Here is a 12,837-nt window from a genome sequence, read left to right as displayed (position 1 = left end):
CAAGCCCGTGACTTACGCTCCTCGGGATTTGGCACCCGGGCTTTCCCAGCCCAGGTTTTCCTGGTTAGCGAAGACGGCGATGTTCTCGCCCTGGCCCCACCCGCCGATCAGGTCGACGTGAGCGGGCACGAGGCCGAACAGCGTGTTTGGGGCGATGACGCTGATGCGGTTTGTGGCGGGGTTTGCGGCCGGTTGGAGCTGGTCGTCGATCCAGAGCACCCGTGCATGTTCTGCGTGGTGTCGGGTGAGGGCTGTCTTCCAGTGGGCGTCGTTGTTGTAGAGCAGGGCTTGGTTGAACGGGACGATATTGCCCAGCTCTGGAATCTCCACCCCAGACAAGCCGATGCGACTTGCGACGTGAGCGAGGCGGTCGGGTGCGATCAGCCACGTGGTGTTCCACACGAATTGCACATCACCTTCCAGTGTCATCGCGGTCAGGGCGGTGACCACGCTTCGGCGGATCACCCCGTAAACGGGGTTCCCGTTCAGGCCCGGCACGGTGACGCGTTCAAGGTCGGCAGGGGCGCCGTGTTTGAGCCAAGGGAACTCGTGGTCGCCTGTGGGGTGTTCGCCGCGGAGGAGCGCGCGGTGTTCGATGTCGGCGCGGAATCGAGGCAGGAGAATCACCCCGTCAAGGTCGAGCATGACAACCGGTGTTTGCGACTTGATGGCGTCGTTCACGAGCCCGATTCCCCTGACGTGCTGTGTCCGGTGGTGTTGTGCCAGCCGGGGAAGGCGCGGTTGTCGAACACGGCGAGTTTGTCGCCGCGCAGCCAACCGCGGATGAGTTCGCAGTGGGCAGGGTTTAAGCCGAAGAACAGGGACGGTGCGATCACGTCGAGGTGCTCCAGGTGGGGCCTCGTCGGTCGTTTTTCGAGCTGGTCGTCGATCCACAGCACTCGCGTCCCGGTGTCGACGTGTCTGTAGGCGAGGTCGAGCTTCCAATGGCGCATCCACTGGTCGAGGGGCGCATTCTGCGGCACGATGTCGCCAAGCTCCGGGAACTCGATGAAACCCAGCGACGCCTGCTCGGACACGTCGCGGAGTCGTTTGGGCTCGGTCAGCCAGTTCGTCGCCCACACAATCCGCGCGGCTCCGGCCTCAGCGATGTCGCGGAGCTCGGCGATCACCGAGGCGCGAAGCGCACCCCACACCGGCGCCCCTCCCATGCCACAGAACGTCATCCGCATGATGTCGGCCGGCGCCTTCTTCATCCACGGGAACTCGTCCCGTGCCGACGGCTCACGCCCCTGCGCGATGAGCAGTCGTTCCACGTCCTCGGGATGACGGGGCATGTTGAGCACCCCGTCGAAGTCGATGAGGATCACGCGGTCAGCTCGGGATGCTTCAACCGTCATGCGTGCACACTGCCCGTGCTTGATTGGCGGTTTCGCCGAAGTGGTGCACGGCGGCAGCTCAGCATGGCACATGAGCAGAGTCGACTATGGAGTCGAGGGCGGACCGTCGGGCGTCTTGTTAGCGTTCGGTTTCCACCCAGGGGTGCAGGCCGTTGAGCTTGTTCGTGTGCTCGTAGGTGGACTCGAAAAGGCTCTCCATCTCCTCTTCCGTGAGGACCCGGGGGACGGTGTAGAGGAGGAGGTGGTCGGTGTCGTCGAACAGTTCGTCGCGAAGCTCATTGAGGCCGTCAGGCGTGATGGTGTCTTGGGCCATTTCTGCGGCGAAGGCAGCTTCGTTGAGGATGAGTTCCATGGCGAGAGCTCCGAGGGCGGTCTCCGGCGGTGTGTATCCGTTAGTGAATGCTGCTGCGTGGTCGCTGACGAGCACCAGCATGATGCCGGGAAGGCGCTCCCAGTCGCGCGAGATGCATTCCGGCAGCTCAGACAAGGGCTCCCACGGGTTGTCGTAGCCGCTGTGCGGTCTGATGATCGGCGACAGGAGTTCCTCCATCACGGACACAGCGGCCGACAGGAGAAGGATGCTGAGCTCTCCGGTCGGGTCACTCTTGCCCAGGAACGTCCGAATGCCGGCGGTCTGCTTGCCGTAGAACTCCCGCCATTCGGTGGCGTCGGTGCGCTGGGTCGGTTCGTGGCGAACAATGAAGCGGCGCGTGGGTGACTGTGTCATGGGGTGAGCCTCGTCGAGGCGGCCGAAACATTTCGCCCATCTAGTGCCATGCACGCACCCTGGGAGGGAAGCGGCTGTGGGCGGGCGCCGGTGGCCGGTCAGCGTTCGGTTTCCACCCACGGGTGCAGGCCGTTGAGCCCGTTCTCGTGGTCGAAGTACGACTCGAACAATGAGTCAAGTCCCTCTTCGCCTAAAGGTTCTGTGCGGAGGTAGTACAGCTGGTGCTCGGTGTCGTTGTACATCAAGTCACGGACCGCATCGATGTCTGCAGGGTTTACGGGCCCGATCCAGTTTTCGGCGATGAAGTCAGCCTCTTCAAGAATCAGGTCCATGGCGAGTGCGCCGAGGACGGTGTCTGCGGGGCTGAATCCTTTGCAAAACGACGAGGCGAGGTCGCTGACCGTGGTGAGCATGATCGCGGGGAAGTGCTGCCAGCTTTCCGCGATGCACGACGGGAGCAGATCGAGTTGAACTCGGAGGCGTTCTCCGCTGAAGGGTTGCGTGATCGGTGAGAGGAAATCGTCGAGCACCTGCACGGCAGCCTGCAACATGACCGCGCTGATCAGTCCTGTCGGGTCTGCGTCCGATCGGGCGAAGAATTCGCGTAGACCGACGGCTTGCTGCCGATAGAAGTCGATCATGTTGGTGACAATGACGATAGGTTCTGGCTCGTCGCTCACGGGCGGCGGGGAGTTCTTTGGCTGTGACATGAGCCCACCCTCGCCCCGTCGGGTGTTGCGTTTCGCCGAAATAGTGCTGGGCGAGGACGACACCGAGTTACCGCGCGAGTCGCCGCACGAGCGCGTCGAGTTGCCGCAAGAGGCTTTCTCGTTCGTCATCGAGTCGCCCCTCAGCCAGTCGTTGGCTTTGGTTTCGGTGCCAGATCGCAAGGCGCGCCTCCAGCGGGTCGTTGCTGCTGCGCCGTGGTCGCCGTCGGGTTTGGCGGACGAACTGTTCGTACTCGGTGAGCCAGTCCAGCCAGCGTTCCTCGCGCGGCTCCCACGCCCAGCCGGGCAGAAGCTCTAGCCGGCCCCGCTGATAACCGCTGAGACTGTCCTGGGCGCGGCGCTGGTAGCGGATCCAGTGCGCCAAGCGACGCTCGGTGGTGCCGTTGTGGCGGCCGTCGGTGTGGGGGAAGGTTCCGAAGCGTGCGACGTGGTCTTCGACGTCGGCGCACGTGCGGACCCATTTGCGTTCGCGTGCTCGGCCAGAGGCGGGGTCTGCCCAGGCTCGGTAGTGGTCAACGGATCGGGTGGGCGCGAATCGTCGACGCTGGGCGATTCGTTTCCACTGTTCGTGAAACGTGATGAAGGCATCCTGGTTGGGGTGCACCGTGCACCGGTCCTTTCCGGGTGACGAATGCACCCGGAAGCCCTATGCGCGGCACACCCCATCCGGGGTGCTGGCAGTCGCCTACATCCAGCTCAACTGGATGGCGATCTGGCGAGGCCGCACGTCAGCCCACAGCCCTGCAGCGACCAACTCGTGGTGCTTCATCACCAGAGCGACGGCGTCGAGCTCGCGAGCGTCCAAGTGGACCGCGACCTGGGCGAAGTAACCCCAGCCAGCGGGCCAGACATCGCGGCGCGCGGCGAGCAGCGAGTCGTCGATCTGGTCGATGACCCGCGAAACCTTCGACGGAGCGAGCTTCTTCAACTCCTCGGAAACGAGCAGGAGGTGAGCGGAGTTGACGACGAGGTCACCCTCCGATCGATCGAGGATGCGCAGCGCATCCGTGCGGGACGGGACAGGGGGCAAAGCGGGCATGGAATGCCTTTCCTTTCGAGAGTGCACACCGGCCGTGCGGCAGGTGCGGGGCGACGTCATGTCGCCCTGTCCTGCCTCTATGCGGGCCCGTCGGGCGAGCCGGGATCGACTCGACACGGCTCCACCTATCGGACCTACGGGCGGCGACAATGCGGCGTTCTCGAACCCGTCGGCGTTGCCGGCCCACCCGCAGATTGGGAAGCAGTCCGGTGCAGTGGAAGTGGCAAACGACACCTCCGGAAAGACACCGCTACCCAGATCGAGTGCTGTTGACGTCCGCGCCCCGCAGAGCGTGTCGCGTTGGTTGCCGGCGAGTTCTTCGCGCGTAGGTCAGTGTTCGTCAGCAAGCCTTGGCGCACCCGATGCGTCATCTGGGCCCGCGTTGGTTGTCTTGGATGCCGCCGGTCGGGCAACTCGAACGGCGGTCGCGCTCGTGTACACCAGGAGGTTGTCCTGGCGTGCGATGCGCCGAATGATCGGCATGTCCATGGTCTTCGCTTTGGCGGAGGTGGTGACCACTTCACGTCCCTGTCCTCGAAAGTCGATCACGGTGGTGAAGGTCGCGCCAGGATCCAGCAGGGCGATCTGGTCACGTGGGCAAAGGGACTGGAACTTTTTGATCGTCGTCATGACCTCCCTATGCGCGGCACGTCCGGGTCCCCGTCTGTGCGCGCCGCCAGCGAGGGGCGCGTGTCGCCGGTCGCTAAGCGGGGTGATCTAGATGAATCGCGACGAGTTGGTCTGCAACGACGTGGGCGGAAATGTCGTGGACGTAGCTGGTGAGCACGAACTAGTGGTAGTCCAAAACCACCTCGTCCGCGGCTGAAAGAACGAGCGAGCAATCGCATCGCGCAGGGCGCCGTGCTTCAGCAGACCATGTCCATCTGGACGGCGATGATCTGCTCGGAGACGGTCTCTGCGGGCACGTTGTTGACGTAGCTGACGTAGATGAGAGTGCCGTTTTCCAGAACAGCCTCCTCCGGCATGCCGAGCAGCTCGTGCAGGCGGATGGCGATGCGCGCGGTGTACCTCCAGATGTTCACCGAACCGAGAGCGGTCTCGTAGTCGTTGGGCTTCCTCGCCTCGGAAAAACTGTGGAAGAAGTACTCGTTCATGTGCTGGGGAAGGCTGTTGGCGACCTTGAGCTCGCGGGCGAGGGTTCGCACCTCGTCGGGGTGGCGCATGGCCAGGTAGGTCTGTGCCTGCTTCAGCGAGGGGGTGGGTGCAGCGAGAGACATGGGTAGCTCGATTCCTGAGAAGTGATGCCGTGGTGACCCGCGTGAGGTGGCGGCGGGTCAAGGGCCAAGTGACCCTCGCTGCAGACAAATGCGGCGAAACGGTCGCGCGCCTTTGTGGTGGTCGGCGGGCTGGTCGATCTGGAGCACTGCAGCGGTGAATTGTGCACCGGTGCCCGCCTACGGTCTTCCCTCGTCGTCTCCGCATCGAGTGACGACAAGGACTAGGAGGGGAGTCAGTGGATGGGCGCAACGATCGCTGAGGCGCTGGCCAGGTACCAGCCAAAGATGGACACCGCGTATTGGCGGCAGATTGGCCCGTTCGTGGTCGACTGCGTTGACCTGGCATCACCGGATACTCGCTACTCAGACAAGGAGCTCTTCGCCGCTGCCGCACCGTTGACGCTCTGGGCGTGGCAAAGCGCAGGCATGGAGCTTGAGCGGCACCAGGTGTTTTCGCGCGCCACGATCGAACGGTTTATCGATTCGGGGCTGACGGGATACTCGACCTCGGCCAGTCGAAACACGCTGCGGTCGCGGCTGAATCGGATGAGCGAGATCCTGCACTCCAGCCAAACCATCACCCGCGCGCTTCGGCCGTTGGGCAACAGCGATCCGATGACCCCTTACACGCCCGCCGATGTCGTACAGCTGCGCAGCTGGGCGGCCGCGCAACAAACCGAGTCACGACGCCGCAATGCGCACATACTTCTCGCCTTGGGGCTGGGAGCTGGTCTGACCGCCAAAGAACTGCTCGCGGTGCGAAGCGATGACATCACCTGCACAGACGAAGGCGTCCACGTCGCCGTTACCGGCGCACGCCCCCGCCAGGTGACCGTGCTTCGAGAGTGGGAGACACACCTGCTGGACGCGCAGGAAGACGGGTGGCTGTTTCGGCAACGCCGCCACGGACACAACCGAAACCTCATCACCGACTTCGTCTCCCACAGTGAACAGCGCGTGGATCTGCAAACACGGCGCATGCGATCAACCTGGATCGTTCACCACTTCACCGTCGGCACCCCCACCCTGGTGCTCCTCGCCGCATCGGGGGTGCAATCCCTGGTATCACTTGACCGCTTCGTGCGATTCGCGCCCCTTCCCAACCCGATCGAGGCCTCACGCCGCCTTCGCGGACCAACAGATGTAGCCGCAACACGCCCGAGCTGAACCACCTCATGCAGCGCCTGACCGGGTCTTTTCCGCAAGTCACCGGCAGAAAGGTCGAATCCGCGCATAGAAGGAGCGACCAACTCGCGTTTGGCCCAAGAACCTCCCGGCTGGGAAAACTTCGCCGCATAGGTAATGGGCATGAGCGCAAAACCATTGCCCCGAGAGGTAGAACACACCATCTCCACCTACATGCCCCGTCTACCGATGCAGCATTGGAGCACCGTTGCGGACTTCACCCGCACGGTGGTCACCTCGGCGCGCCCCGCGAACCGTCCCATCGCGGTGAAGATGATGTATTTCGTCAGTCGACTTGCGGTGTGGGCATGGCAGACCGCGGGGGTGGATCTCACCATCCCCGCAGTGATGCGCCAATCCGTCATCGACCGGTTCGTCACCGACGTCCACCGTCACAGCGCAGCTGCCACGCGCAGTCGCGCCGCGACCATGCTTTCCCACATCGCCGGGGTGGTGTCGGGAACCGAACGACCACGCACGGACGTGAAGTACGCCGTATCCTTCGGCGCCCCCTACCTGCCCAGCGACGAGCCGTGGCTGCGCAGTTGGCCAGACAAGCAATCCACTGCCAGCCGTCGCCGAAACGCCCACGGTGTTCTGGGTCTTTGCAGAGGTGCGGGGCTCAGACGTTACGAGGTGGAACTCGTTCGTGTCCGCGACGTTCACGTGAACGCAACCACCCCGCATGTCCTCGTTCGCGGGACCAGGTCCCGGACCGCTCCGATCAACCCCGCGTGGGCCCGCCACCTGGAACTGGTGATGGTGACCGCCGGTGATCCGGAAGACTTCCTGCTCGCACCGGCAGCCACCGCTGCGCGACGCTCCCTGATGTCCGAAATCACCAGCCGACCAGATGCTCAGGGTCCACAGCCACACCGGCTGCGTTCAAGCTGGATTGTCGAGTGGCTCCACCAGGCTCCCGCCCCCTACGTGCTCACCATTGCCGGGCTTACCGCTTTCAAGGCACTGGACATCCATTTGCCGTACGTCACGTTCGGCGCCACCGCGCACGGGGGTGAGCTGTAGTGCAGGTCAACAGCAGCACTGGCGAAATCCTCGACGACGGTTTCGACGATGAGGAATGGACCGACGTCGAGATCGACTCGTTGCCGAACTTCTTCTCCCCCGCACGTGTCCTCAATGAGGGTAACGATGTTCGCAAGTTCAGTGCAGAGGATATGGCGCACATGGCAGCGCATTTGGAAGCATCACCGATCCTGCCGATGTTGGAAAACTGGCGTCGAATCGACACTCTCGACAAGCACGCCGGCGGACGACCCCCGGTGCTTGGAGACCGGGAAATTCTGCTCCTGTGTTTCCTTCTGCGAAGTGCTGGCACAGGGTTCCTCATCCGGGAGCTCGCCAAGGCCGTCGCCCACAACTTGGACGACTCCGCTCGTGAACTTCTTGGCATCGACAAGATCAAGATTCACAACGACGCCACACTCGAGGAAGAACGCTGGTACTACCGTTGCCGGCGCGCACTGGTCCGGCTGTTGAAATTGATCGACAGCCACCCGGGCAAGCGGCTCATGTACACACAAGAAGAGCGTCGCGAACTGGAACTGCAGCGCGACCCTGACGATCAAGAGATGCGTAAGGAACGCGCAGCACAGTTCAACGCCGCGGTACTGCAAATGACGTTCAACATGCAGCCTCGGTGGTTGCGGCGCAAAAAGTGGAGCGGCGTTGCCACTGTTGATCAGACTGCGCTGCGCGCTGTGAGCCAGTCTCGGCGGCGCAAGATCGTCAAAGGCAAGGAACTGGTCGTTACCCGTAAGTCGGATGGCTCCTTGGTCGAGCGATACGTTCTGGAACCTGACGCCGGACTCTACCCGCGGAAAGACTCACGAATCCTCCGCGAGGATGCCGCCGCGAGCGAGGCCGTCGAGCTTGACCAGGTCTACATGCTCTCGGTGACGATGATGAGCCAATCGGAATCCGGAAAGGAAAAAGAGCACGCCAACCTCGTCGTCGCCTCCTCCGTCACTGCGCCGAACAAGGAAGTCGGCGCCCAAGTCGTTCGCGGCCTGCGGCACGTCGTGTCCAACGGTATTTCCGTCGATGTGCTCGTCGGCGACGGCGCATACGCAGCGGGCCAAGCGGTGGAGAACTACCACGAGCCACTACGCCAACTCGGAATCGGAATCGCCACCGGATACAAAGGCGGCGGCGACAACCAAACACAATTCGGGCCCAAGGGCGGACATGCCGGTGCCATATTGACCGAGGGAGAGTTCTTCTGCTGCGCGACCCCAAAGAACCTCCTCCATGCAGCCCGCGACCACAACCAGGGCCTCATCGATGAAGAGACCATGCTCGCCCGCCTGGAGGAACGACGCCAATACCGACTCCGAGCCAAGGAGAGCCCCGCCGCTGACGGAAGCGTTCCGATGATGTGCCCGGCGTATGGGCCTCAAGCGACGCTCGAGTGTCCGTTGCGTGCCATCCATCCGAAGTCCTCCAAGAAGCTCAAGCCAGTCGTCGAAGACAGCAACCTTCCGGTGGCGCCAGACAAAATCTGCACGCAGAGCTCGGTGAAGTTCGACGCGAACATCGGGCAGAAGTACCGGCAGAAGTACTCCTACAAGTCCGAAAAATGGGAAACGACCATGAAGGTCGGCCGAAACACCGTCGAGGCGCTCAACGAAGATTTCAAAGCGAAATCGGGAACGATCGTCGACCCGCGGATGCGTCGCATGCGCGGACTCACCGCCCTCTATTTCATGACCACCATCGCGCTTGCCCACTTCAACATCCAACGCATCGCGATCTTCCTCAAGGCACAGTTGGCCAAAGACAATGCGCTGAAACGCGGGGCGAAGCCGCCCCGCAAGAAGATCGTCCGTGCCCGCGACCGGCTTCGCAAGAGCGGCTACTTCAGCGCTGACAAGTATCGAAAAGACGAAGTCGACCTGTCATTCGATCCGCCCCCACCACTGCGAAGATGACGCGCTAAGCGACACCAATTCTCATCACACTCAAGCTGTACCGAAGGCTCCGCCATGCCCGAAAACGGGTTCGCGGGGCCTTTTGCCGTCTCTGGGGGCAAAATCGGGGTCTCCCAGATCGATCGAGAGCTCCACCAACCGGCAGAAACGCGAAAACGCCGCCGATTTCTCGGCGGCGTTTTCATTTGGCCCCAGTTTCGCAAAGAATCTCGAGGAGTTTCGCAAGGAGCCCCGTGGCGGTGACGGTGGGATTTGAACCCACGGTAGGGGGTTACCCTACACAACTTTTCGAGAGTTGCACCTTCGGCCGCTCGGACACGTCACCGCCGACGAGTGTAGTACAGCGCGGCATCGTCGTCGAAACGGCACTGTCGGCGCTCGCCCCTACCCTTGACCCATGGCCCGTACGACCGCGAACTTCCGCTGCACCGAGTGCGGGTGGACGACCCTCAAGTGGGCCGGCCGCTGCGGCGAGTGCCAGCAGTGGGGCACCGTCGTCGAAGCGGATGCTCCCTCCCGGCAGACAGCCCCGGCCCGCGTCCCCGAGGCACGCGCCGCCCGCCCCATCACCGAGGTCGAGCAGGGCGAGCAGAGCCACACGCCCACGACGATCGGTGAGTTCGACCGCGTGCTCGGCGGAGGCGTCGTACCCGGTGCGGCCATCCTGCTCTCGGGTGAGCCGGGAGTCGGTAAGTCGACTCTCTTGCTCGAGGTCGCGGCCCGTGCGGCGCGGTCGGGGCAGCGCGTGCTCTACGTCAGCGCCGAAGAGTCGGTCGCCCAGGTGCGGCTGCGCGCCGGCCGCACGGGGGCGCTGAGCGACAACCTGTACCTCGCCAGCGAGACCGACCTCGCCACGATCCTCGGCCAGCTCGATGAGGTGCACCCCAGCCTGCTTATCGTCGACTCGGTGCAGACGGTGGCGTCGGCGCTCATCGACGGGCTCGCCGGCGGCGTCGCGCAGGTGCGCGAGGTCGCAGCCACGCTCATCCGGGTCGCGAAAGAGCGCGCGCTGCCCGTGCTGCTCGTCGGGCACGTCACGAAAGACGGCACCATCGCGGGGCCACGGATGCTCGAGCACCTCGTCGACGTCGTCTGCCAGTTTGAAGGCGACCGGCAGACCAGCCTCCGGTTCGTGCGCGCGCTGAAGAACCGCTTCGGCCCCACCGACGAGGTGGGCTGCTTCGAGATGACCGGCGACGGCATCGCGGAGGTCGCCGACCCGAGCGAGCTGTTCCGCTCGCACGCGAGCGCCCCGGTCAGCGGAACCTGCGTCGCCATCGCGCTCGAGGGTCGGCGCGCGCTCCCCGTCGAGGTGCAGGCGCTCGTCGTGGCCAGCTCGGCCCCACAGCCCCGGCGGGTCGTCAACGGCGTCGACTCCTCCCGCGTCGCCATGCTGCTCGCGGTGCTTGAACGACGCTGCGGCATCGCCCTGTCGAGCTACGACGTGTACGTGTCGACGGTCGGCGGTATCCGTCTCACCGAGCCCGGCGCCGACCTCGCCATCGCGCTCGCCGTCGCCAGCGCCCGGCGCGATAAGGCGCTCGACTCACGCCTCGCCGCCGTCGGCGAGATCAGCCTCGCCGGCGAGATCCGCGGTGTGACCTCCGCCCCGCAGCGCGCCGCCGAGGCGAAGCGCCTCGGCTACACGACCCTCGTCGACTCGAGCGCCGTGCACTTACGCGAGGCGGTGCGGGCCGCGTTCGCGACCGCCCGAGACGAGAAGGTCGACATCCCCGAGTTCTAGGCCGCGCTGAGGGTGGCGCGTGCGGGCCGGGGTCCGGGAGGTGGGCGCGGGCCGGGCGGTGCGGGCGAGCCGCGCTATTCGCCCCCGAGCTGAAGCGCCGCGAGCACCTCACGCGGGTCGGCCTGCATCGAGTGCGGGCCCGCCACGTCGAACACGACCGCCTCGAGGTTGTCGACGTTCTGCTCGAGGAAGTCGCGCAAGGTGGGGCCGTCGTAGGCCAAGAAGCGGTGCGCCGGCTCCTGCGGCACCATGTCGACGTATCGCTCCGGGCTCGAGAACAGCAGCAACATGAACTTCTCGGCCCCCTCCGCGCGGAACACGCGAATCTGCTCGGGCCCGCTGCCGGGCAAGAGCGGCACGATGCAGTAGTCGTTGCGCAGGGCGAACGCCACGGCGGCCGTGTCTTGCCGCTCGAGCGCGGCCGCCAGCTGCTGGTCCTCCGGCACCCGGTGCGGCGGCATGCCGCGCGTCATCTTCGGCGCCGACACGCCCCCGGGGCGACCGCTCGGCCGCCCGCCCGACTTCTTGCTCGACTTCTTCTTCGGCATCGCCTCAAGCCTACGCGGGACACCCCACAGCCCGCCCCGATCGGGATGCTCGGGCTCAGTTCAGCAGGAATGGCCGGTCGCCGTCGCCCGCGAACTCGCCCACCGACACACTCAGGCGATAGGTCGCCCCGCCTCCCGGCACGGGAGTGCGCTGCACGTCACACACTCCAGGCTCGCTGCGGGTGCGGTTCCACGGAATCGCCGGCGTCGACCGCTCTTCGCCCGGCTCGAGCACGACGGTCGCCGCAACGGGGTCGACCTGGCAGTCACGCGACGACCAGATGCGGTCGGGCCCAGAGGTGATCAGAAACTCTTGCACGTCGCTGCCGGCCTCGATGATGCACGGGCGGGTGCCGGTGTTGAGCAGGCTCAACGACAGCTGCGGCTGAGACTCGGGCCCGTAGCTCTCGGCGTCGGTGAGGGGCGTGACCTGCACCTGCTCGCTCGTGCAGGCTTGCGGCGCCCCGCCCCCTTCGGCGGCTGCCTCCTCGGCAGCGGCGTCGAGGTCGCTCTGCTCGTCGTCGCCGTCAGCCCCCTCGGCACTGTCCGTCGCGGCAGGGGTCGGCTCGGTCGACCCGGTCGGCTCAGCCGTTCCCGGCCGCACCACGATGAGAATGATCACGACGATGACCGCAATGAGGCCGAGCCCAACCACCGCGCGCCGCCGCCAGTAGACGCTGGGCGGCTGCGGTCCGACGGGGTGTCGCAGGCTCGACATGGTGCGAGAGTAACCCCGGGGATGCTCGCGACCCGGTCACACGCGCCGCGAACGCCCCGACTCTCAGCGGCTGACGAGCGTCAGAGCGACTTCAGCATGCGCGTGTTGCCGAGCGTGTTCGGCTTGACCCGCGACAGGTCGAGGAACTCGGCGACACCCTCGTCGGGCGAGCGCAGCAGTTCGATGTACACCTCGGGGTCGACGACGAGTTGCTCGTCGATGGGGGCGAAGCCGTGGCGCGAGAAGAAATCGACCTCGAACGTCAGGCAGAACAGCCGGTGTAAGCCGAGCGCCCGCGCCTCGCCCTCGAGGTACTCGAGTAGCGCGTGCCCGACGCCTCGACCCAGCCAGTCCGACCGAACGGCGAGCGTACGCACCTCGCCCAGGTCTTCCCACATGACGTGCAGGGCGCCGCAGCCGATGACTTCACCAGCGCCGTCAACCGCCACCGCGAACTCTTGTAGCGACTCGAACAGCACGACGAGTTCCTTGCCGAGCAGGATCCGCTGCTGCACGAGCGGCTCGACGAGCTCCTTGATCGCCCGCACGTCCCCCGTGCGCGCCCGCCGCACCTCAAAACCCTGCCCGGTCATGGCGACCA

The 12,837-nt window shown here is 65.0% G+C and carries 15 protein-coding genes and 1 tRNA gene; 4 read left to right on the top strand and 12 right to left on the bottom strand.

Annotation, left to right across the window (positions count from 1 at the left end):
• Window positions 1-12: 12 nt before the first annotated feature.
• The 8 genes from ACK4SC_RS03885 to ACK4SC_RS03850 all read right to left on the bottom strand — a co-directional run bounded on the left by ACK4SC_RS03885 (window position 13) and on the right by ACK4SC_RS03850 (window position 5,090).
• Window positions 13-681, bottom strand: coding sequence for a hypothetical protein (locus ACK4SC_RS03885; protein WP_409614989.1), 669 nt, complete (start codon window positions 679-681; stop codon window positions 13-15).
• The gene (locus ACK4SC_RS03880) at window positions 678-1,358 is read right to left on the bottom strand and encodes an HAD domain-containing protein (protein WP_409614987.1); all 681 of its coding nucleotides are present in this window, start codon (window positions 1,356-1,358) and stop codon (window positions 678-680) included. The genes ACK4SC_RS03885 and ACK4SC_RS03880 overlap by 4 nt, the downstream gene beginning before the upstream one ends.
• 118 nt (window positions 1,359-1,476) lie before the next feature.
• The gene (locus ACK4SC_RS03875; protein WP_409614985.1) at window positions 1,477-2,085 is read right to left on the bottom strand and encodes a hypothetical protein; all 609 of its coding nucleotides are present in this window, start codon (window positions 2,083-2,085) and stop codon (window positions 1,477-1,479) included.
• 98 nt (window positions 2,086-2,183) lie between these two features.
• Window positions 2,184-2,795: a hypothetical protein gene (locus ACK4SC_RS03870; protein WP_409614983.1), complete on the bottom strand. Its 612-nt coding sequence runs from the start codon at window positions 2,793-2,795 to the stop codon at window positions 2,184-2,186.
• Between the two features lie 67 nt (window positions 2,796-2,862).
• Window positions 2,863-3,450: a hypothetical protein gene (locus ACK4SC_RS03865; protein WP_409614981.1), complete on the bottom strand. Its 588-nt coding sequence runs from the start codon at window positions 3,448-3,450 to the stop codon at window positions 2,863-2,865.
• Between the two features lie 48 nt (window positions 3,451-3,498).
• Window positions 3,499-3,852, bottom strand: a complete 354-nt coding sequence (locus tag ACK4SC_RS03860) for a hypothetical protein (RefSeq protein WP_409614979.1) — start codon at window positions 3,850-3,852, stop codon at window positions 3,499-3,501.
• A gap of 330 nt (window positions 3,853-4,182) precedes the next feature.
• On the bottom strand, window positions 4,183-4,482 hold the full coding sequence (locus tag ACK4SC_RS03855; RefSeq protein ID WP_409614978.1) for a hypothetical protein: 300 nt from the start codon (window positions 4,480-4,482) through the stop codon (window positions 4,183-4,185).
• 236 nt (window positions 4,483-4,718) lie between these two features.
• Window positions 4,719-5,090: a hypothetical protein gene (locus ACK4SC_RS03850; protein WP_409614976.1), complete on the bottom strand. Its 372-nt coding sequence runs from the start codon at window positions 5,088-5,090 to the stop codon at window positions 4,719-4,721.
• A gap of 240 nt (window positions 5,091-5,330) precedes the next feature.
• Between ACK4SC_RS03850 and ACK4SC_RS03845 the strand changes: the two genes are divergently transcribed.
• From ACK4SC_RS03845 to ACK4SC_RS03835, 3 genes are all read left to right on the top strand, one after another.
• Window positions 5,331-6,257 carry a hypothetical protein gene (locus ACK4SC_RS03845; RefSeq protein WP_409614974.1) on the top strand — a complete coding sequence of 309 codons (927 nt, stop codon included), beginning with the start codon at window positions 5,331-5,333 and terminating at the stop codon, window positions 6,255-6,257.
• Between the two features lie 141 nt (window positions 6,258-6,398).
• Complete coding sequence (locus ACK4SC_RS03840) at window positions 6,399-7,301, top strand: hypothetical protein (protein WP_409614973.1); 903 nt, start codon at window positions 6,399-6,401, stop codon at window positions 7,299-7,301.
• Window positions 7,301-9,226 (top strand): hypothetical protein, encoded by a 1,926-nt coding sequence (locus ACK4SC_RS03835; protein WP_409614971.1) that lies wholly within the window; start codon window positions 7,301-7,303, stop codon window positions 9,224-9,226. The genes ACK4SC_RS03840 and ACK4SC_RS03835 overlap by 1 nt, the downstream gene beginning before the upstream one ends.
• Window positions 9,227-9,460: 234 nt before the next feature.
• Here ACK4SC_RS03835 and ACK4SC_RS03830 read toward each other — a convergent pair.
• Window positions 9,461-9,551, bottom strand: a tRNA-Ser gene (locus tag ACK4SC_RS03830).
• 72 nt (window positions 9,552-9,623) lie between these two features.
• On the opposite strand from ACK4SC_RS03830, the gene radA reads away from it, so the two are divergent.
• A complete protein-coding gene (gene radA, locus ACK4SC_RS03825) occupies window positions 9,624-10,970 on the top strand; it encodes a DNA repair protein RadA (protein WP_409614970.1) in 1,347 nt (448 codons plus the stop codon).
• A 74-nt stretch (window positions 10,971-11,044) separates the two neighbouring features.
• Here the strand turns inward: radA and ACK4SC_RS03820 are convergent, their stop codons facing one another.
• The 3 genes from ACK4SC_RS03820 to ACK4SC_RS03810 all read right to left on the bottom strand — a co-directional run bounded on the left by ACK4SC_RS03820 (window position 11,045) and on the right by ACK4SC_RS03810 (window position 12,829).
• Window positions 11,045-11,518, bottom strand: a complete 474-nt coding sequence (locus ACK4SC_RS03820) for an SseB family protein (RefSeq protein ID WP_409614969.1) — start codon at window positions 11,516-11,518, stop codon at window positions 11,045-11,047.
• Between the two features lie 55 nt (window positions 11,519-11,573).
• The gene (locus ACK4SC_RS03815) at window positions 11,574-12,236 is read right to left on the bottom strand and encodes a hypothetical protein (RefSeq protein ID WP_409614968.1); all 663 of its coding nucleotides are present in this window, start codon (window positions 12,234-12,236) and stop codon (window positions 11,574-11,576) included.
• Window positions 12,237-12,316: 80 nt separating this feature from the next.
• Window positions 12,317-12,829: an amino-acid N-acetyltransferase gene (locus ACK4SC_RS03810; RefSeq protein WP_409614967.1), complete on the bottom strand. Its 513-nt coding sequence runs from the start codon at window positions 12,827-12,829 to the stop codon at window positions 12,317-12,319.
• Window positions 12,830-12,837: the final 8 nt, after the last annotated feature.

Origin of the sequence: Microcella sp. (assembly GCF_046293215.1) — a bacterium.
GTDB lineage: Bacteria > Actinomycetota > Actinomycetes > Actinomycetales > Microbacteriaceae > Microcella.
This window is presented reverse-complemented; position numbering and strand designations above follow the sequence as displayed.